This window comes from Citricoccus sp. I39-566, assembly GCF_031432995.1.
Taxonomy (GTDB): Bacteria; Actinomycetota; Actinomycetes; order Actinomycetales; family Micrococcaceae; genus Citricoccus; species Citricoccus nitrophenolicus_A.
In genome coordinates this window covers 3,201,221-3,220,456 of the sequence record NZ_CP133842.1, presented here as the reverse complement: position 1 = coordinate 3,220,456, position 19,236 = coordinate 3,201,221, and the positions used below count along the sequence as shown (strand labels likewise).

17 protein-coding genes are annotated in these 19,236 nt (G+C 65.2%); 12 read left to right on the top strand and 5 right to left on the bottom strand.

Annotation, left to right across the window (positions count from 1 at the left end; genetic code table 11):
• Positions 1-2 precede the first annotated feature (2 nt).
• From glgX to RE421_RS14700, 8 genes are all read left to right on the top strand, one after another.
• Entirely contained in the window at positions 3-2,132 is a 2,130-nt protein-coding gene (glgX, locus tag RE421_RS14735) for a glycogen debranching protein GlgX (RefSeq protein ID WP_309811630.1), read from the top strand.
• Positions 2,133-2,146: 14 nt separating this feature from the next.
• Positions 2,147-2,809 carry a hypothetical protein gene (locus tag RE421_RS14730; RefSeq protein WP_309811626.1) on the top strand — a complete coding sequence of 221 codons (663 nt, stop codon included), beginning with the start codon at positions 2,147-2,149 and terminating at the stop codon, positions 2,807-2,809.
• A 68-nt stretch (positions 2,810-2,877) separates the two neighbouring features.
• Positions 2,878-3,228 (top strand): holo-ACP synthase, encoded by a 351-nt coding sequence (locus RE421_RS14725; protein ID WP_309811624.1) that lies wholly within the window; start codon positions 2,878-2,880, stop codon positions 3,226-3,228.
• Between the two features lie 138 nt (positions 3,229-3,366).
• Positions 3,367-4,233 (top strand): ATP-grasp fold amidoligase family protein, encoded by an 867-nt coding sequence (locus tag RE421_RS14720; RefSeq protein ID WP_309811621.1) that lies wholly within the window; start codon positions 3,367-3,369, stop codon positions 4,231-4,233.
• A 155-nt stretch (positions 4,234-4,388) separates the two neighbouring features.
• Positions 4,389-4,604, top strand: coding sequence for a hypothetical protein (locus RE421_RS14715; RefSeq protein ID WP_309811620.1), 216 nt, complete (start codon positions 4,389-4,391; stop codon positions 4,602-4,604).
• Between the two features lie 82 nt (positions 4,605-4,686).
• Positions 4,687-6,159, top strand: coding sequence for a hypothetical protein (locus tag RE421_RS14710; RefSeq protein WP_309811617.1), 1,473 nt, complete (start codon positions 4,687-4,689; stop codon positions 6,157-6,159).
• 260 nt (positions 6,160-6,419) lie between these two features.
• Positions 6,420-7,883 carry an NAD(P)H-hydrate dehydratase gene (locus RE421_RS14705; RefSeq protein ID WP_396134518.1) on the top strand — a complete coding sequence of 488 codons (1,464 nt, stop codon included), beginning with the start codon at positions 6,420-6,422 and terminating at the stop codon, positions 7,881-7,883.
• 120 nt (positions 7,884-8,003) lie between these two features.
• Positions 8,004-8,150 carry a hypothetical protein gene (locus RE421_RS14700; protein ID WP_309811613.1) on the top strand — a complete coding sequence of 49 codons (147 nt, stop codon included), beginning with the start codon at positions 8,004-8,006 and terminating at the stop codon, positions 8,148-8,150.
• Positions 8,151-8,167: 17 nt separating this feature from the next.
• On the opposite strand, the gene RE421_RS14695 is transcribed toward RE421_RS14700, so the two are convergent.
• The 3 genes from RE421_RS14695 to RE421_RS14685 form a co-directional block, all read right to left on the bottom strand.
• A complete protein-coding gene (locus tag RE421_RS14695) occupies positions 8,168-8,989 on the bottom strand; it encodes an alpha/beta hydrolase (RefSeq protein WP_309811610.1) in 822 nt (273 codons plus the stop codon).
• A 238-nt stretch (positions 8,990-9,227) separates the two neighbouring features.
• A complete protein-coding gene (locus RE421_RS14690; RefSeq protein ID WP_309811607.1) occupies positions 9,228-9,785 on the bottom strand; it encodes a hypothetical protein in 558 nt (185 codons plus the stop codon).
• A gap of 136 nt (positions 9,786-9,921) precedes the next feature.
• Complete coding sequence (locus tag RE421_RS14685) at positions 9,922-14,694, bottom strand: S-layer homology domain-containing protein (protein ID WP_309811605.1); 4,773 nt, start codon at positions 14,692-14,694, stop codon at positions 9,922-9,924.
• 567 nt (positions 14,695-15,261) lie between these two features.
• Here RE421_RS14685 and RE421_RS14680 point away from each other — a divergent pair.
• The 4 genes from RE421_RS14680 to RE421_RS14665 all read left to right on the top strand — a co-directional run bounded on the left by RE421_RS14680 (position 15,262) and on the right by RE421_RS14665 (position 18,428).
• The gene (locus RE421_RS14680; RefSeq protein WP_309811602.1) at positions 15,262-15,561 is read left to right on the top strand and encodes a hypothetical protein; all 300 of its coding nucleotides are present in this window, start codon (positions 15,262-15,264) and stop codon (positions 15,559-15,561) included.
• An 18-nt stretch (positions 15,562-15,579) separates the two neighbouring features.
• Positions 15,580-15,801 carry a hypothetical protein gene (locus RE421_RS14675; RefSeq protein ID WP_309811599.1) on the top strand — a complete coding sequence of 74 codons (222 nt, stop codon included), beginning with the start codon at positions 15,580-15,582 and terminating at the stop codon, positions 15,799-15,801.
• 156 nt (positions 15,802-15,957) lie between these two features.
• A complete protein-coding gene (locus tag RE421_RS14670; protein ID WP_396134660.1) occupies positions 15,958-17,466 on the top strand; it encodes an FAD-dependent oxidoreductase in 1,509 nt (502 codons plus the stop codon).
• Positions 17,463-18,428 carry an NAD(P)/FAD-dependent oxidoreductase gene (locus tag RE421_RS14665; protein WP_309811594.1) on the top strand — a complete coding sequence of 322 codons (966 nt, stop codon included), beginning with the start codon at positions 17,463-17,465 and terminating at the stop codon, positions 18,426-18,428. The genes RE421_RS14670 and RE421_RS14665 overlap by 4 nt, the downstream gene beginning before the upstream one ends.
• A gap of 20 nt (positions 18,429-18,448) precedes the next feature.
• On the opposite strand, the gene RE421_RS14660 is transcribed toward RE421_RS14665, so the two are convergent.
• Together RE421_RS14660 and RE421_RS14655 are read right to left on the bottom strand one after the other, a co-directional pair.
• Positions 18,449-18,976 (bottom strand): YetF domain-containing protein, encoded by a 528-nt coding sequence (locus RE421_RS14660; RefSeq protein WP_309811593.1) that lies wholly within the window; start codon positions 18,974-18,976, stop codon positions 18,449-18,451.
• A gap of 19 nt (positions 18,977-18,995) precedes the next feature.
• A complete protein-coding gene (locus tag RE421_RS14655) occupies positions 18,996-19,142 on the bottom strand; it encodes a hypothetical protein (RefSeq protein WP_309811590.1) in 147 nt (48 codons plus the stop codon).
• Between the last annotated feature and the right edge of the window lie 94 nt (positions 19,143-19,236).

Here is a 19,236-nt window from a genome sequence, read left to right as displayed (position 1 = left end):
ACATGTTCGAGACCACTGCCGGCGTGCCTTACCCGCTGGGCGCCACCCCGGACGACGACGGAACGAACTTCGCGCTCTCCGTCGGCGAGGACGCCGAGAAGGTCGAGCTGTGCCTCGTGGACGCCGAGGGCGCCGAGACCTGCGTCGAGCTGACAGAGCGCTCCGGGAATACCTGGCACGCCCACGTGGCCGGCGTAGGCGACGGGCAGTTGTACGCCTATCGGGTGCACGGCCCCTGGGATCCGGCGGCCGGTCTGCGGTTCAACGCCGCGAAGATCCTTCTGGACCCGTACGCCAAGGCGACCGCCGGGGACTTCAACTGGGGCCAGTACCAGTTCTCCTACGACTTCGAGGACCACGACGCGATCGACACCTCGGACTCCCTGGGGCACACCATGCTCGGCGTGGTGGTGGACGACTCCTTCGACTGGGGCGAGGACGAGCGCCCGGACATCCCCTTCAACGAGACCGTCATCTACGAGACCCACGTCAAGGGCATGACCAAGCTCCACCCAGAGGTCCCGGAAGAGGCCCGTGGAACCTACGCCGGCCTGGCCCACCCCGCGGTGCTGGAGCACCTGACCCGGCTCGGCGTCACCGCGGTGGAGCTGATGCCGGTGCACCAGTTCACCAATGACTCCTCGTTACAGGACAAGGGACTCTCGAACTACTGGGGGTACAACACCCTGGGCTACTTCGCCCCGCAGAACACCTACTCCTCCGCCGGGGACACCGGCGGGCAGGTGCGCGAGTTCAAGCAGATGGTCAAGGACCTGCACGCCGCCGGGCTCGAGGTCATCCTGGACGTGGTCTACAACCACACGGCCGAGGGCAACCACATGGGCCCGACGCTGTCCTTCCGTGGCATCGACAACGTGAACTACTACCACCTGCTGGAGGGCGACGAGCGCCACTACATGGACTACACCGGGACCGGGAACTCGCTGAACCTCTCCCACCCCATGGTGCTGCAGCTGGTCATGGACTCCCTGCGCTACTGGGTGCAGGAGATGCACGTGGACGGCTTCCGCTTCGACCTGGCCACCACGCTGACCCGTTCGGAGGGCGAGCAGGGGCCGGACATGATGGGCGGGTTCTTCGACGTGGTCCGCCAGGACCCCATCCTGCGCACCGTCAAGCTCATCGCCGAGCCCTGGGATGTGGGCTGGGCCGGTTACCAAGTCGGCAACTTCCCGGGGCTGTGGAGCGAGTGGAACGGCAAGTACCGGGACACCGTCCGCGACTTCTGGCGCGGCGAGCCCGGGACGCTGGCCGAGTTCGCCACCCGCATCACCGGCTCGGCCGACCTCTACGAGGACGACGGCCGCACCCCGCGCGCCTCGGTGAACTTCGTGACCGCCCACGACGGCTTCACCCTGCGGGACCTGGTCTCCTACAACGAGAAGCACAACGAGGCCAACGGCGAGGACAACAACGACGGCGAATCCCACAACAGCTCATGGAACTGCGGCGAGGAGGGGGACTCCGAGGACGCCGAGATCCTCCGATTGCGCGCCCAGCAGCAGCGGAACTACCTGGCGACGCTGATGATCAGCCAGGGCGTCCCGATGATCAGCCACGGCGACGAGCTGGGGCGGACGCAGCAGGGCAACAACAACGTCTACGCCCAGGACAACGAGCTGTCCTGGATCCACTGGGACGAGGCGGACGAGGACCTCATCGAGTTCACCTCGCGCGTGGTGGCACTGCGGCAGGATCACCCCGTGTTCCGTCGCCGGCGGTACTTCGACGGCCGGCCCGCCGCGCGTTCGGACGCGAAGGCACTGCCGGACATCGTCTGGCTTGAGCCGGATGCCACGGCCAAGGACGAGTCCGACTGGGAGACCTACTACGCCAGGTCGATCGCCTTCTTCCTCAATGGCCACGATCTCGCCGAGTCCGAGCGGGGTGCCGATGCTGAGGGCAACGGGGGAGACTATGACTTCTACGTGCTGCTCAACGCTTACTGGGAGCCGGTGGAGTACACCCTCCCCGGGGAGCCGTTCCCGGCCTCCTGGGACCTGGTCGTGGACACCGCTGATGCCACCCCGGACATCACCGACTTCTCCGCCGGAGACAGGATCTCCGTCCCGGGGAGGGGCATTGTGATCCTGCAGTCCGCTCAGCGTTGAAACTGGATCAATTGATGGAGGGCCGGGACGACGACGGCCGCGGGCGCGATGCCCGGGTGCGGCGACTGCAGAAGGAGGCCGGCCGACGTCGGGCGCGGCGTTGGATCCTGCGCGGAGCGGGACTGGTGGTTGTCGCGTTCCTGGGAGTCGGCGTCGTTCTCGCGTGGCTGACCGTGAATCCGCGGGTGAACCCCGCGCCGCAGGTAGATGCCTTGATCGTGCTGTCCACCCAGGCCGGTGCCCACGATGAGGCCCGGCGACTGGCCGAGGAAGGTGTGACCGACCGTCTGCTGGTCTCGACCCCAGAGAATGCTCCGGCGAACTTGTGCCAGGAATCTCCGGGTGGGGCCACCGTGGAGTGCTTCGCGCCGGAGCCGGTGACGACGCAGGGGGAGGCGATCGTCGGGACCGAGCTGGCGCGCCAGCAGGGGGTGGAGAACCTCGGGGTGCTGACGTTCGACCACCACATCGAGCGATCCCGCATGCTGATGGACCGGTGCTGGGACGATGAGCTGCACATGTACGAGTTCGAGCCGGTCCGGAGCCGACGCGGGTATGTCTACGACTTCGTGTACGCCATGGCGGCGTATGCAAAGACCTTCCTGACCCCGGGGTGCGCGGCTGAGCCGCCGGAGTGGCTGCAGACGCCGATCGAGAAGCTCAAACTGGACCGGTAGGTTGCGGCGATGGGATTAAGGTCCGTCTCTGCCGGCCGTGGCCGGGACGTTGTCGTTAGGATGACTGAATGATCATCGGCATTGGCGTGGACGTTGTCCTGGTAACCCGTTTCAAGAAGCAGCTTACAAAGGCACCGGCCCTGCGAGACCGCCTCTTCACGCCGGCCGAGCGCGAACTCAACACCCGGTCCCTAGCCGCCCGCTTCGCCGCCAAGGAAGCCGTGGCCAAGGCACTCGGAGCCCCGGCGGGTATGAACTGGCAACACTGCCAGATTGACATCGACGCCGCCGGCGCCCCACACGTCGTGGCAATCGGCACCGTGGCCGACGTGGCCGATGCCAAGGGCGTGAAGACATGGCACCTGACTCTCAGCCATGACGGTGATGTGGCTACTGCCATGGTCGTGGCCGAAGGGTGAAGCGGCGCTAGGCCAACTTCCAATGAAGGAAGACCGTCGGCGTTACTTTCGGACCGACTAAGTTGGGCTGTCTGATCTGGTGTTACTGCAAGGGGCATTGTTCGCCAGTGTGGTGTGAGCGTCTACTACCCTTTAGGCATGAACCCTTACCTGAAGCGTGCCGCAAGCATTGTCGTCGCCCGCCTCCCGTTGCGACTGCGCAGGGAACTCCTGCATTTCAGGTACTTTCACAAACCCATCCCTCGGAATCCAGTGACCTTTTTGGGCAAGATTCAGTGGAGGATCTTGCATGATCGACGATCCATGATTGCCATCGGCGGGGACAAGTTGGCGATGAAAGATCATGCGGCTCGCACCAGCCCCGATGTCGTTGTTCCGGAGACCATTTGGCACGGGCAGAACATTGACGACATTCTGGACGTTGATTGGGGGCCTGAGTGGGTGTTGAAACCTAGGGAAGGCTCCGGCTATGTCGCGTTTGGATCTGGCTCTCTGCGGGATTCCGGGATCACGATAGAGGAAGTTTCCGCCTGGAAGCATATGGATCAGTTCCGAGTGCAGGGTGAGTGGGCCTACGGGCAGTCCGCGCCGGGATACTTCTTGGAGCGGAAGATCCCTACTCAAGATGGCGGGTCTCCGAACGATGTGCGGTTTTTCGTATTTGATGGGATCGTGCGGCTCGTACAGACTGACACGCCGCGTTTCGATGGAGTTCGCCGACGATTCTACACCCCTGATTGGACGCCTCTGGACGTGACACAGGGGCAAGCAAAGCTCGCTCCTGTTGCTCCACGCCCAGAACGGCTGGATGCCATGCTTGAAATCGCTGCGGCCATTGGAGCCGGGTATGACTTCATTCGTGTCGATCTGTATGACGTACCGGAAGGCATCTTCTTCGGTGAGATTACCCCATACCCGACGGGTGGGATGGGCCGATACAGCGATGACAAGTTCGACGAGTGGCTAGGGTCATTCTGGAGTCTTCCAGTAGACACCACCGACTAGACAATGTGCGGTGAAGTGCCAAGCAGAGCGTTAGTGCTGGGACCTCGCCTTCGAATAGAACACGTCGGTTGCCAGTCCTGTTCTCTTCCACCCGGTTCGGTTCGGTGCGGGTGTGGACTGGTAGTGCCACATTTGATCGTCTGGAGGTTCCAGTCATGAATCAGCGTACTTACGTCGGTCTGGATGTTCACGCCCGCAGCATCGTCGGATGCGCGATCGATCAGCGCACCGGCAATGTCCTGCACCAACGCCTTCCGATCAACTATGCGGGGGCGTGGTGGACTTTTCCAGGGCTTGTGGGGCAACCGGTCGGAGGGTCGTTGAACGTTGTATTTCCATTCCTGAGACTCGACCATCGAGTGCATTTCTGACAATTTCGATATCTCAGGCGATGGTGTCGGTCTACCGCCGCTATCCTTGGAGGGAATCTCGGCTCATTTTCAGATCGGTTGCGTGCTCACATTGAAGACCCCCGCCTCACCGGCCACCGTCCGGTTAATCCTGGCTACCGTCGGGGCAGTCCTCTGGGTAGGTGTCGGCGCAGCAGTGATGTTCCTCGCAGAGGATCCCAGCTGGCAGACGCCAGTGTTGTCTGCGATGTCGATAGCCTTCAGTATTTGGGTGTTTCTCCGCCATGGGGGGCGGTACGTCACAGCAGCTGGTGTGTGGTCGGTGTGTGCCGGACTGTTCGGAGGGTTTGCGGGCTTCTACTGGATGGACGCCCAACCGAATGATACGGCTCTCGCCAAGGCCATCGGAGTCGTCTTCCTGACCCACGCGACCATGTATTACCTGTTTTGGGCCGGTAGGTCATCGGCCGAGCCCGAGCCGGGGCAGGTTGAGCGCGCAGCCCTCCGTGGCTTTATTCCTCTCGGGCTGATCATGACGGGGATCGGTGCGGCAATGGTCTTGGCTGGGGTGGGATCTTCGGTTGGTGCCCCGCTGGCGTTCACTGGGGTGGTCCTCGCATCGGTAGGCCTCCTCACTGGCCTCGGCCGTCGACACGGGTTGATATCCCTCATCGTCGTCGCAGCGCTCGCCATAATCTATGCCGAATTCGTATTCTCAGGGTTTGGACGGTTGGTTTTATCTGCTCTGGCCTTCAGTCTTGTCATGGTCCTGCTGACCCGGTGGAGGACTTGGTGGGCCAAGATAGCAACGCTCGCTGCCATCCCGCCAGCCCTTATCTACCTCATTGGGCAGAGGGAAGCCTTCGGGTTGGCTACCACTGGTCAGGCACTCGATGGTGTCGGGTCCGTGGTGGAGCCACTGCGCCAGTTCTCTGTCATGCTAGCGAACCCAGCGGCCTTCGATCTTGCCTGGGGCTCGACCTTCTGGGCAGCTCTCGTCACGCACGTCCCGAGCGGGTTGTGGGCCGGGAAGCCGGAGGGGCTGGCACTGGAGTCCGCGTGGATCTACGCGCCAGCTCTGGCTGCAATGGGTGGGACGTTGGCAACGTTGCTTCACGGGGAGTTCGTCTACAACTTCGGGCCCCTCGGTCTACTGGTAATGGTGCCAGCCGCCGGGCTACTCATCCGCTGGCTTGATCTCGGCCTCATCCGATCGATCGCGCGCGGTGTGGCCTCACGCCGTGATGGGCTCGTCCTGACCGCCCTGATCATTGCGGCCGGTGGTATGACTGACCTTTTCTGGTCCGGCACGCACACCTTCATGGGACGAACAGGAACCCGCCTGCTCCTTCTGCTGGCACTCATCCTGGTGTGGACCTGGGGCGAGCGTTTCCGGTACCGCCGTGAAGCCCGAACTGTTGAGGGTCTCTATACAGTTCAAGTCCCATCTGTTCCTGGCGTGGAAACCGGGCAACGATCCAGAGGTGTCGTGCGCAGTGGCCTCGCCAGCCAGCGGACTCGACGGAAAGCAAGCAGAGTTCCCGCTGGCATCGCCACAGACGGTCCGTACCACTAAATTTATCCGTACCACTAAATTTGACTGCCGAGCTGGATGTCGAACCGCTGGTGCCGCCAGGTGGAGTCCTTCGATCCCACCGCGGTATCAAGGGCCACTGGGACTTCTCCGGAGTCGATGTTAAACGCAAACCTGATGGAGACGATTGGCCGTGACGACGTGCTCAGTACGGCTGACGAATGTGCGTATCCGGCAATATGGGTTGGACGAACAGAAATCGATGTCTTCGGCGGTCGACTGAACCCCAAGAAAGGCCTGCTGTGTTTCATGCACACACCGGTTCCGCCATCCGGTCCGCAGAGAGGCCGTTTCTCGATGCTGGCCAGGGCGATGCCCTAATGCGCCGAGCCGCATGGGGGCTGGCGTCCGTGGTGCTCCGCGAGTTGCGTGCTCAAGGGCCCGTGGCCGGTTCAACCGTTGCGGCGCTGGTCGGCACGGGCAACAACGGCGGCGACGCCCTGTGGGCGCTGAGCTTCTTGCGCCGCCGCGGCGTGGACGTGGTGGCCGTGCCGACCGGGACGACCATGCACGAGGCCGGCCTGGCTGCGCTGCAACGAGCCGGCGGCCGGGTGGCCGAACGAGTTCCGGAGAACACGACGCTGCTGATCGACGGCGCGCTCGGGACCGGAGCCCGGGGCGGCTGGGAGCCGCCGCGCGTGCCGGAGGCGGTGGCCGTCGTCGTAGCCTGTGATCTGCCGTCCGGAGTGGACGCCGATACCGGACACGTGGCCGGGGGAGTGATTCCCGCCGACGTGACCGTGACCTTCGGGGCGCTCAAGACCGGCCTGATGGTCGGTGCCGGCGCGCATGCCGCCGGCCGGGTGGAGGTGGTGGACATCGGCCTCGGCCCACACTTGGCGGAACTGGATGTCTCGTCGCTGGAGCGCGACGATGCACTCGCGGTCTTCGCCCCGCCCGCCTGGGACGACCACAAGTACCGGCGCGGCGTGCTCGGGGTCTGCGCCGGGTCCGAGCAGTACCCGGGGGCGGCCGTACTGGTGTGTTCCTCGGCGCTCGCCTCGGGGCTGGGCATGGTGCAATACGCCGGTCCACGGCGGGCGGCCGATCTCGTCCTGTCGGCGCACCCCGAGGTGGTCGCCGGGCCCGGGGTGGAGGGCAAGGCCCAGGCGTGGGTGGCCGGACCGGGATTGGGCTCCGACGACGATGCTCGGCGGCGGCTGGCCGAGGTGGTGGACGCCTGCGTGGACGGCGGGCTGCCGCTCGTGCTGGATGCCTCCGCGCTGGATCTCATCTCGCTGGAGGACCTCGGACGGCTCCGCTTGGCCGGATGCGAGGTGGTGCTGACGCCGCACCAGGGCGAGCTGCTCCGGCTGGCCAGTCGGCTGGTCCCGGAGATGAAGACGAGCTTCACCGCCGTGGCGGGACTGGACCCCGTGGCCGCCGCGCGGGGCATGGCCAGGGAACTGGCCGTCGTCGTGCTTCTCAAGGGCGCCACGACCGTGTGTGCCGCGCCCGATGGCCGCACCCTAGTGCAGAACGAGGGCGGGGCGGAACTGGCCACGGCCGGCACCGGTGACTGCCTGGCCGGGCTGGTCGGCTCGGCGCTCGCCCGGACCGAGCACGGCGGGCCGACACCCACCGTGGAGAAGGCCGCCGCCGCGGCATGGCTGCACGGGACGGCCGGAACGCGGGCTGCCGAAGCGGGGCCGTTCGGCGCCTCAGCGTTGCCGGGTGCGGTGCGTCACGTCCTAACCGGCCGGTAGCTGTCAGTTTGCTCGGCGTATCCCCGGTTGTGACGTGATCGCTTGAATCGGAGCCCCGGGGCGGTGGTATGTTGCGATCTCGCCTGAGACCGTCTCGACGAATCTGCGTGAGGGGTGCACATGCCGGAAGAGAACAAGCTCATCAAGTACCGGACCGAATACGTCCGGCGGAAGCGGTTCTCCGCCCGTCAGCTCCAGATCGCGGCCATCATCGCGCTCGTGGTGGTCATCGGCATCCTGCTCGCGGTGATCCTGACCGGCCTCTGACCGTTTCTGAGGGCCGCTCAGCGGCCGATGAAGTCCAGGAGCGCGGTGTTGAACTGCTCCGCGTGGGAGACGTTCAGGCCGTGCGGTGCGCCGGGGATCACCACGAGTTCGCTGTGGGGGATGGCCTGGTGGGTGCGCTGGCCGGAGCCCTCGAGGGGCACCACGCCGTCGGCGTCGCCGTGGAGCACCAGCGTCGGCACGGTGATCTGCTCCAGGTCCTTGCGGAAGTCCGTGGCGCCGAAGGAGGCCATGCATTCCAGTGCGGCCAGCTTGTCAGCCTTCAGGCACATGGCGATCGCCTCCTGACGCTGGGCCTCGCTCACGCGCAGCGTGTCCCCGGCGCTGAAGAAGTCCGTGGTGAAGCCGTCGAAGAACTTTTCCCGGTTGGCGGTCAGCTGCGCCGCCATGGCCGCGGCCTCGGTCTTCTTCAGTGGCCCCTCGGGGTTGCCGGAGGAGTGCAGCATGTAGGGCGTGACCGCTGCGGCGAACACGACTGTGGTGATGCGGTCCTCGCCGTGCTTGGCGAGGTAGCGGGCCACCTCGCCGCCGCCCATGGAGAACCCGACCAGGACGACGTCGCGCAGATCCAAGGCCTCCAGCAGTGCGGCCAGGTCCCCGGCCAGCGCGTCATAGGTGTAGGGGTGCTGGGACTCTGACTGCCCGAAGCCGCGGCGGTCATAGGTGATCACGCGGTGACCGGCGGCGGTGAGTGCCCCGATCTGGTCCTTCCAGGACTGGCCATGCAGAGGCCAGCCGTGGACCAGTACGACCGGCCGTCCGGTACCGCCGGTGTCCTCGTAGTGTAGGTAATTCTCGTTGGCGCCGGTGACGGTTCCCATGTGACGTGGCCCTTCCCGTAGACGGAGCCGCGGAGTGCCCGCGACTGGGCCACCGTAGGCACGTTCGTGTGGATGTGTATAGGGCGATGGTCTGGGACGACCGTCTGCCAGAGTCCTGTCGCGATGCATCTCCGTCAATGGTCCGTTGGGTGCGTCAGCGCTTCCGGGGGCCGTGTGTCAGATCCTCACCAGCTGGTAGTTGGCAGTTCGCGTGAGATGTCGCGGGCAGCGCGGGTTTTTACTTGCCGCCCAGTGTGGACAGCGCCAAATCCACGTCTCGATTGGTCCAGCTCTGTCCCACCTGCTGACGAATATCGTCCACGGTTTCCATGTAGGCGGAGTACGTATACGAGCGGGGGATGCGGCCGTCGAACAGAGTCGACAGTCCCTTGCGTGCCCGCCGGTCGTAAACCGCCATCCTCTGGGGAGCCGCCGCGGTCAGGATCGCAGACGGCACTGCCTGTCCTCGGCCGCCGCAACCGGGAAGGTCCTTCAAGATGCGGCGTGCTGTGTCGGCGGCACTGGCGACGGCCACCGAATCATCCAGTGCTGCCTCCCTCGCTCTGGCGGTAATTGCGCGTACCTCGGCTTCGGGCGTGCGCATGAGCTTGGCCATCCACCGGGTGTTCGCCTGGAGTCGCTTCCAGGCCACCAGGGCTCCGATGTCCACCTTGCCCAAAGAACTCGAAGCCTCGGCTCGCGAGGACACTTCCGAGAGGACTTCGTCGTAGTGGGGCGAGGCCTGCTCGTCATACTTAGCTTTGGCCGCCAGCAGCTGGTTCTCGATTTCAGTCATGGGCACAAGCTACTACTTACTATTCGTCTCACATTTTGTTGTGGGTTCGGTCTGGAGAACTAATGTCCCGAGAAACTTCGAGGGCTTCCCTGCCTGATCGGCGGGGAAGCCCTCGGTGTGTTCCTTCAGCGGGTGACTACTTGGTCAGCACGCCGTTGTAGCGCTGGAGGAAGGTGGCGAGCTCGGCGCGGGTGACGTTGGCTCCCGGATCGAAGGTGCCATCGGTCCGGCCGGTGGTGATGTCCTGTTCGGCGAGCCAGGTGATCGCCTCGTACTGGTTGCTCTTTGGCGTGAGGTCCGTGAAGGGGGACTTGGTCGGGGCGGTGTGTGCGGGCTTGGCCTGGCGGTAGAGAACGGCGGCGACCTCGGCTCGGGTCATGTTCTTGTTGGAGCGGAAGGTGCCGTCGGCGTAGCCGTTGACGACGCCGTTCTTTGTGGCCCAGCTGATGGGCTCGAAGAAGTTGTGCGTGGTGGGGACGTCCTTCAGGGTGGCCTTGTCCGGGACGGTGAAGTCCTGGTCGTCGACGTAGCGGAAGAGGAAAGTCACTGCCTCGCCTCGGGTTACGGGCCGATGTGGTCGGAAGGTGCCGCCCGTATAGCCGGTGGTGATGCCGCGGTCAACCATCCAAGTCACCGGGGCGTAGTACCAGGCGTTCTGGGCCACGTCGGAAAGTTCCACTTCCGGTGTCGGCTCGGTCGGTGCCTCAGGGGCGGTGACCTTGCCGGTCGGGGCGCTGGTCTTGGACGCAGTGGTGTAGCCGGCAAGGGTGCCGGTCACGGTGATGCTGACCGTCTGGCCGAGTTGGTCCTCGGTGAGCGTGAATGTCTTGCCGGTGGCTCCGGGGATGGGAGTGCCGTTGGCGTTCCACTGGTAAGAGAGGGCGACGCTGGTCGGAGCCCAGGCGCTCGGGTCCGCGGTGAGTGTCTGTCCGGTGACGGGCGTGCCGGTGACCACCGGTTCCGGTGCGGTCAGCACGCCGGCCGCGATGGCCGGAGTCGGGGCACTGGTCTTAGTGGCGGTGGCGTAGCCATCCTTGGTGCCGGTAACCGTCACGGCGATGGTTTTACCCACGTGACCGGCTGCCAATTTTAAGGTGTTGACTGTGGCGTCCTTGATGGGTTCGCCGTTGGCGTTCCACTGGTAGGCCAGGTCCACGGGGACCGGCCCCCAGTCGCCGGTGTTGGCGGTGAGGGTGGACCCGAGCATGGTTTCTCCGGTGACCGTTGGGGTGGTCGTCGTGAGAGTGCCCTTGGCGATTTCGTCGGTGGCCGCGCTGGTCTTAGATGCAGTGGTGTAGCCGTCCTTGGTGCCGGTCACGGTCACGGTGATGGTCCTGCCCACATAGCCGGCGACCACGGGGAGGGTCTTGCTGGTCGCGTCCTTGATCGGGGTGCCGTTGGCGTTCCACTGGTAGGAGAGTGCGACGTCAGCCGGCACCCAAGTGCCTGGGTCCACGACGAGCGTCTGTCCAGTGAAGGGGGCGCCGGTGACTATCGGGGCCGGTGCGGTCAGCACGCCGGCTGCGATGGCCGGCGTTGGGGCGCTGGTCTTGGAGGTCGTGGCGTAGCCGTCCTTGGTGCCCGTGACAGTGACTGTGATGGCCTTCCCTACCTGACCGGCGGCCAGCTTTAGCGTGGAGCCGGTGGCGCCGGGGATGGTGGTGCCATCGGCCTTCCACTGGTAGGCCAAGGAAACTTCGTCGGGGCCCCACGTACCTGGGTTGGCGGTGAGGGGGGAGCCGAGTTTGGCGTCACCGGTGACCGTCGGGGTAGCCGTAGTCAGGGTGCCGGCAGCGATCTTGGCGGTGGCTGCACTGGTCTTGGAGGACGAGTCGTAGCCGTCCTTGGTGCCAGTCACGGTCACCGACACGGTCTTGCCGAAGTGGTTTTCGGTGAGGGCCAGGGACTTATCGGTGGCGCCCGGGATAGCGATGCCGTTGGCCTTCCACTGGTACGCCAGAGACACCTCCCCGGGGCCCCACGTGCCTGTGGAAACCGTGACGGTCTTGCCGACGGCGAGGTCGCCGGTGACGGTCGGAGCCACAGATTTCAGTGTGCCCAAGAGAACCCTCGACGTGGGAGCACTCGTTCTCGCCTCTGTAGTGAAGCCGGGCTCATGCCCGGTAACAGTCACCGTGATGGCCTTGCCGACGTGGCCGGTCGAAAGGGTGAGGGCCTTGCCGGTAGCGCCAGAAATGGGTTGTCCGTCCGCGTTCCATTGGAAGGTCAACTGCGAGGGTGACGGGTGCCATTCTCCCTCGTCTGCAGTTAGGCGGGACCCAACTTCCACTTCACCGGAAATCGTCGGAGTGTCTGCGGTCAGTGGCAACGGAGCAACCTTCGCGGTGGAAGAACTCATCTTGGACTCCGTCGTGTACCCGTACTTCCAGCCCGTTACGGCGACGGTGATGGACTTGTTCTCCAGACCCAGGTCCAGGTGGAGTTCCTTCTGAGTCGCTCCGTAGATCTCTTGCCCGTCCGCGTACCACTGATAGCCCAAGTTCACCGGCGCAGGACCCCACGTTCCTGGGTTGGCCACGAGTGTTGACCAGATCGATGCGTCACCGGAAATTGTCGGAGTGGACGTCTCGAGGGTTCGCTCGTTCCTGACTTCAACCGGACCGAGTTCGCGGAAGCTGAAGGTGCGATTTCCCAGCGTGTCAGATAGAGGGAACAAAGAGACGTCCCAGCTGCCGACTGCAGCGGACGTGGGGATCGTGAAAGTGGCTGTCCATGTGCCATCTTCCACTGTTCCGCTCGTCAAGCTCATTCTGCCGAAGAATGCCGATTGACCGCTGTCATGCCCGGCAGACAAAACAGGTGCTTCCACGCCGGAAGGATCTGTGATGCGGACTGTCGCAGTGACTTCGGCCGCACCATCCTGGAAGTTCCACCTCATCGGGGTCACTTTCGACGACGTGACCTGCGGTGCAGAGGTGTCTCTTTGGGCAAGAACGGTCTTCGTTGGTTCGCTGGTAGACGAGGCGTTGTTGTATCCGTCCTTCTCCCCTGTGACGGTGACGGCGACTTTCTTTCCGACCTGGTCGTCAGCCAGAGTGAAGGTGTTTTCCGTGGCTCCGACAATCTGCTGTCCGTCGGCGTGCCATGCGTAGGTAAGGCCCACGCTTCCTGGGCCCCACGCGCCCGGTTGCGCGGTGAGAGTCTCACCAAGGAGGGCATCGCCGTTGATGATCGGGGTGGATGTTGTCAGGGACCCGGCGCCAACGATGACGGGCTCAGTGGTCCGGCTGCTTGAGGTGTATCCACCCTTTGAGGCTTTGACTGTTGCCGTGAGTTCCTGGCCCGCCAATTCAGGCGAGACGATCAAGAAGAGGCCGGTTTCACCGGTGATGGGCCTTCCGCCCGCATTCCACTGGAACGTCATGTCTATGGGCGAGGGGCCCCAAGCGCCGGGTTGGACGAATACTGTGTTGCCAACTGCAGCCGTGCCACTGATGGACGGAGTTCCGGACTGCAGAACGCCCTCAGTGATTTGAGGTGTCGGGGAGCTGGTGGTGGTAGCGGGCGTGTAACCAGTCCTGGATCCGACGACTGTGACCGTTATGGTCTTGCCCAGATGCTGACTGCTCAATTGCAGTGTCTTGGTCGTGGCTTCCGAGATCGGCTGACCATTCGCATTCCATTGATAGGCCAACTCGACGGGATCTGGCCCCCACCGACCGGCGCTGGCGGAGAGAACAGATCCGACCGTAGTGCCGCCGCTTATGGTTGGGATAGGACCAGCCACGTCTCCCACTGTCATGTTGAGGGTGCCGAGGGTGGGCTGGTTGCCTTGGTTGCCGAGTACGTCGTTGAGGTAGTTGAGTCGTACCGTCCATTCTCCGCCGATGACTGTGGTGGGCACCTGGATTTCTGTTTCCCACCAGCCGTCTGTGGCGTCGCCTGATGTCAAGCGCATGGCTTCGAGGTCGAAGGAGTCGCCGTTGGGGTTGTAGAGGTAGCCGTACGGTGCCTTGGCGCCGGTCTGGTCTGTGATCCGAGCGCGGACGGTGACGGTGACCGGGCCCTCCCGCAGATCCCACTCGTTTGGCGTGAATGAACTGTCCACCACCACCGGAGGCTCACCGTCACCGCCGTCGTTGGAGATGTTGAGGGTGCCGAGGGTGGGCTGGTTGCCTTGGTTGCCGAGTACGTCGTTGAGGTAGTTGAGTCGTACCGTCCATTCTCCGCCGATGACTGTGGTGGGCACCTGGATTTCTGTTTCCCACCAGCCGTCTGTGGCGTCGCCTGATGTCAAGCGCATGGCTTCGAGGTCGAAGGAGTCGCCGTTGGGGTTGTAGAGGTAGCCGTACGGTGCCTTGGCGCCGGTCTGGTCTGTGATCCGAGCGCGGACGGTGACGGTGACCGGGCCCTCCCGCAGATCCCACTCGTTTGGCGTGAATGAACTGTCCACCACCACCGGAGGCTCACCGTCACCGCCGTCGTTGGAGATGTTGAGGGTGCCGAGGGTGGGCTGGTTGCCTTGGTTGCCGAGTACGTCGTTGAGGTAGTTGAGTCGTACCGTCCATTCTCCGCCGATGACTGTGGTGGGCACCTGGATTTCTGTTTCCCACCAGCCGTCTGTGGCGTCGCCTGATGTCAAGCGCATGGCTTCGAGGTCGAAGGAGTCGCCGTTGGGGTTGTAGAGGTAGCCGTACGGTGCCTTGGCGCCGGTCTGGTCTGTGATCCGAGCGCGGACGGTGACGGTGACCGGGCCCTCCCGCAGATCCCACTCGTTTGGCGTGAATGAACTGTCCACCACCACCGGAGGCTCACCGTCACTAGCGACTACCGAACTCGCCTGCACTGGACCGGCCTGACCGAGACCAAAAATGATTGCGGCGGCCATGATGGCAGCAAGCAATGAGCAGCAGAGGCGCTTCAGGCAAGCAACACGAATCAGGCTCATGGTTATTCGGCACTCCTGATTAGAGGTGGGATAGGGGCGCGTCAGACTGACGTCTGATGTCGCGGGCGGAACGGGCAGGAGTCGCCACAGGCGCGGTGAGGCCTGTTGGTGGATTCCAAGGAGACAGAGCACAAATGGGTCCTGCGCCAGGAGCTTCGCTCTTGTGAACCACGATGTCCACAGCTTCAACTCAAATCACGCGGGATGCTGAAAGCATAAACCAATAACCGCTGAAAGTTTCACGGAAGCTTAGAGCGTGACGAATGCTACGTGGAGGCTCTGCAAGGCGATCGCATCCAGTTCCTAGTGCGATGATCAAATTGTCAGGTTCCCGCCAGGAATGCCTCATCGAACTGGGGTCGAGTAATGACAAGGTAAGTCTCGAGCTCTGCCGACCGCATCTATCGAATACGGTTAACACCGAGCGGGTCATCACGCCGGGGGGGCACTGTGGATTGGCTGCGGATGGGAGTCTGACCAGTGCCGATGTCAACCAGGGGGCGTCCGCTCCGCACCCGTCACTGACGTGACTCGTGAACGTAGCCCTGGCTGCAACCTGAATCTAAAATGTTGACGCCTGCGGCAACGCCCACGTTGCCGGCGGCCAAGTTCCAGAACCGCCAGAACGGCAATGCGGCCATGCGTTTGCAGGGCGCCCACAACTTGCCCTTCCAGGTGGGCTCCAGCAACATCGATACTTCGGATCCGGCTGCTGAGCCGGTTATTGTTCCCGGGCCCACGCCCAACCCGGAGTCGACCCCGGATCCGGACCCGGCCGTCGTCGTGCCCCAGGCCGCGACCGCGGACCTGGAGGCCGGCACCTACACCATCACCGCGGTGGACGGCGTGGAGTACCGGATGGCCTAGGTGGTGATGGAGCCGGGCATGCACGAGGGGATCGGGCTCGTCACGGTGACCGCCCGCGCGCTGGAGGACTTCGAGATCCCGACTGACGCCACGGCCAGCTGGGAGTTCGACTTCCCCACGGCCGAGCCGCAGTCGGAGGCACCGGAGTTCTCGGACAACCTGTCGGGCAACCCGTACTACGCGCAGGTGCGGTGGATGGCCAGCAACGGCATCTCCACCCGAGGGGAGTGCCGCCGCTGAGTAACCCCTGCACCTAGAGGTCGATGGGTGACCCGGATCCGGGGAAATCCTGGGCGTGTCCGTCACCCATCGGCCTCCAGATGGTGCGGTCCGTCACGAGGCCCAGCCCTTGGTCCGGCGACACGGTCTTGTTAGCGTTCCCGCATGAGCACACCTATGGTCTCCCTCTGGCTGGACACGAACCCCCTTCCGGCACCCGACCCGGCCGCCGGGCGGCTGAGCCCGGACGCGCAGTACGACACCGTCATCGCCGGGGCCGGGCTGACCGGGCTGGTCACCGCCGTGCTGCTGGCCCGCTCCGGCCAACGCGTCGCCGTGCTCGAGGCCCGGTCGGTGGGTGCGGTGGCCACCGGCAACACCACCGCGAAGGTCTCGCTGCTGCAGGGCACCATCCTCTCGGAGATCCGCAGTCACCAGACGGATACGGTGCTGCGCGCCTACGTGGAGGGGAATCGGGAGGGGCAGGCCTGGCTGCTGCGCTACCTGGACGAGCGGGGCGTCCCCTACCAGCGCCGCACCGCCTACACCTACGCCACCACGGAGCAGGGGGCGAAGACCCTCCGCGAGGAGCTGGACGCCGCGCAGGCCGCAGACCTGCCCGTGACCTGGACGGAACAGACCGAGCTGCCCTTCCCGGTCACCGGGGCGATCGCCCTGGAAGACCAGGCCCAGATCCACCCGATGCAGGTCCTGGAGGCCCTGGCCGCGGAGCTGCGCGAACGCGGCGGCGAGCTGATCGAGGGGGTGCGCGTGACCGGGGCCGGGATCGGCTCCCCGCTGCGGGTGGAGACCACCGGCGGTCCCGTCCAGGCCGATCACCTCGTGCTCGCCACGGGCGCCCCCATCCTGGACCGGGGCGGGTACTTCGCCAAGCTGCTGCCCCACCGCTCATATGCCCTGGCCTTCCGCGTGCCGGGTGCGCCGGGGGCCATCCCCCAGGGGATGTACCTCAGCGCCGACGCCCCGTCCCGATCGCTGCGCACGGCGCCGGTCGGCGAGGAGGAGTATCTGCTGGTGGGCGGCAACGGGCACGGGGTGGGCCGAAAGGACTCGCCGCTGGCCGCCGTCGGGGATCTCGAAGCCTGGACCAAGGAGCACTTCCCCGGCGCCGAGCGGACCCACGCCTGGTCCGCGCAGGACTACCGCTCGGCCAACCACATCCCCTTCATCGGGACCCTGCCACGCGGTGGCGGGGGGATCTATGTGGCCACCGGGTACAACAAGTGGGGCATGACCAACGGGGTGGCCGCGGCCCTGGCGATCTCGGGCGAGCTGCTCGGCGGGAACATCCCGTGGGCGGACACGCTCGGCAAGCGCCTCACCACCCCTTCGGACCTGCTGACCGGGGCCAAGGACAACCTCGAGGTGGGCGTCCGGGTGGCCACCGGCTGGGCCGCGGCCGAGTCGCGGGCACTGAACCCGGAGCCGCCGGTGGAGGGGGAGGGGATCGTCGGCCGGGTGGACGGCCGGCCGGTGGCCGTGTCCACCGTGGACGGTCAGACGTGCCGGCTCTCGGCGGTGTGCACCCACCTGGGCGGGATCGTGACCTGGAACGATGCCGAGAACTCCTGGGACTGCCCCCTGCACGGATCCCGGTTCGCCGCCGACGGTTCAGTCCTGGAGGGCCCTGCGGTCAAGGCCCTGCCGTCGAAAGGGGACCGATGAACCGCGACCTTCCTGAGGTGGTTGACGCCCTGGTGATCGGCGGCGGTCCAGCGGGATTGGCGGCGGCGACCTGGCTGGGCCGGTATCAGCGTTCCACCCTGGTCGTCGACGCCGGCCAGCACCGCAACCGCTTCGCCGACCAGGCCTACGGCCTGTTGGGACGGGACCCGACCACCCCGGCTGCACTGCTGGCCGACGCCCGCTCCGGCCTGGAGCAGTATCCGCACGTGATGGTCCACAACGGGACCGTCAGCACGGTGCACCATGAGGCGGACGGGAGGTTCTCAGCGCAGGTCGACGGGGCACAGATCACCACTCCGCGGATCGTCTTGGCTACCGGGGTCCGTGACCACTTGCCCCGGATCGCGGGATTCATGGATCACTACGGCACCGATGTGCACCATTGCCCGGCCTGCGATGGGCTCACGGCCCGGGGGCGGGATGTGATCGTGCTGGGCGCCGGTGACCACGTTCCGGCCTTCGCCTCGGAGCTCCTCGACTGGGCCGCCACGGTACGAATCATCACCGACACCACCCACGACGTCTTCGACGAGGGCCAGAAGGCCACCCTGGCCTGGCACGGCATCGAGGTCATCGACGGGTCGGCCGAAGCCTTCATCGGCGCACCCGGCGCGTTGGAGGGGATCCGGTTGGCCGACGGTCACGTGGTGGAGGGATCCTCCGTGTTCTTCTCCTACGCCCACCGTCCCACCAACGACCTTGCCGTCCGCCTGGGGTGCGAGCTCGACGACGAGGGCCAGATCCTCGTCAACGGCCACCAACTCACCAGCGTCGACGGCGTCTACGCCGCCGGAGACATCACCCCGGGCCTGGACCTGGTGTCGATCGCCATCGGCCAGGGAACGGCCGCGGGAGTGGCCTGTGCCACCTCCCTGCGGGGCCACGGAACCGTCGAGCGCGCGCCCACACCGGCTCCGCCCACCCGTCAGTTCACCGCCTGACCTGTGGACACGCTTGGCAGTCACCCCCAGCTCGCGGGCGGCTCCGGGGTCTCACCGATCTCGGTGCCCTCGTAGGGGATGATGCTGATCAGACCGTTGGGCTCGATGTGCGCGCGCCGCACCTTCCGCAGGTCCTCGATCCCGTGCAGGCGGAGCTGGGACATGACCTCCGCCTCCTCCATGAACTCCCGCCGCATGGTGCGCCGGTTGAGACGCACCCGATCGATGAGGGGCTTGGGCCGCGCCTTGTACAGCTTCGCGAACCGCGGCCACCGATGGGCCGCGGCATCCAGCAGGAGGCTCCAGGCCAGGATGGTCCCCACGAGGACGGCGCCGTCCCCCAGGGTCTGGGCGTCACCGGTCAACCCTGCGCTGGCGGCATCGGCAATGAGGACGATGACGAGCAGGTCCGTCATGCCGAGGCCGCCAGCCTCACGCCGGCCGACGATCCGCAGCAGCAGCGTCAGCCCCAGGAAGGTGAGGGTTCCCCTGATGAGGAGCTCACCCACCGGGAGGTTGAGCGGCAGCAGTTCACTCCGGTCCGGCATGGGTTACCTGCCGGACCGGTCAGTAGTTGGCGGGCGGATCCGACGCCGGGAAGGACTCCTCGACCTGCTCGTCCAACTCCTGCTCCGTCTCCGGGCCGCGGGACGTCTCCTGGTCCGGGTTCTCCGCGTTCTCCGCGGATTCCTGGTGGTTGGGGTCAGTGCTCATCGTTTCCTCCTGATGGTCGGTTACCGTTCCAGTCTGCCCTATGAAGAGGGTCCCGCTTCTGCTCTATCGTTACGAGGGTGAGCACCTGGAAGAA

Bases quoted from the DNA above. Each gene is read 5' to 3' on its own strand.
- glgX (WP_309811630.1), top strand. From the start codon at position 3: ATGTTCGAGACCACTGCCGGCGTGCCTTACCCGCTGGGCGCCACCCCG.
- RE421_RS14730 (WP_309811626.1), top strand. From the start codon at position 2,147: ATGGAGGGCCGGGACGACGACGGCCGCGGGCGCGATGCCCGGGTGCGG.
- RE421_RS14725 (WP_309811624.1), top strand. From the start codon at position 2,878: ATGATCATCGGCATTGGCGTGGACGTTGTCCTGGTAACCCGTTTCAAG.
- RE421_RS14720 (WP_309811621.1), top strand. From the start codon at position 3,367: ATGAACCCTTACCTGAAGCGTGCCGCAAGCATTGTCGTCGCCCGCCTC.
- RE421_RS14715 (WP_309811620.1), top strand. From the start codon at position 4,389: ATGAATCAGCGTACTTACGTCGGTCTGGATGTTCACGCCCGCAGCATC.
- RE421_RS14700 (WP_309811613.1), top strand. From the start codon at position 8,004: ATGCCGGAAGAGAACAAGCTCATCAAGTACCGGACCGAATACGTCCGG.
- RE421_RS14695 (WP_309811610.1), bottom strand. From the start codon at position 8,989: ATGGGAACCGTCACCGGCGCCAACGAGAATTACCTACACTACGAGGAC.
- RE421_RS14690 (WP_309811607.1), bottom strand. From the start codon at position 9,785: ATGACTGAAATCGAGAACCAGCTGCTGGCGGCCAAAGCTAAGTATGAC.
- RE421_RS14685 (WP_309811605.1), bottom strand. From the start codon at position 14,694: ATGAGCCTGATTCGTGTTGCTTGCCTGAAGCGCCTCTGCTGCTCATTG.
- RE421_RS14680 (WP_309811602.1), top strand. From the start codon at position 15,262: ATGTTGACGCCTGCGGCAACGCCCACGTTGCCGGCGGCCAAGTTCCAG.
- RE421_RS14675 (WP_309811599.1), top strand. From the start codon at position 15,580: ATGCACGAGGGGATCGGGCTCGTCACGGTGACCGCCCGCGCGCTGGAG.
- RE421_RS14670 (WP_396134660.1), top strand. From the start codon at position 15,958: ATGGTCTCCCTCTGGCTGGACACGAACCCCCTTCCGGCACCCGACCCG.
- RE421_RS14665 (WP_309811594.1), top strand. From the start codon at position 17,463: ATGAACCGCGACCTTCCTGAGGTGGTTGACGCCCTGGTGATCGGCGGC.
- RE421_RS14660 (WP_309811593.1), bottom strand. From the start codon at position 18,976: ATGCCGGACCGGAGTGAACTGCTGCCGCTCAACCTCCCGGTGGGTGAG.
- RE421_RS14655 (WP_309811590.1), bottom strand. From the start codon at position 19,142: ATGAGCACTGACCCCAACCACCAGGAATCCGCGGAGAACGCGGAGAAC.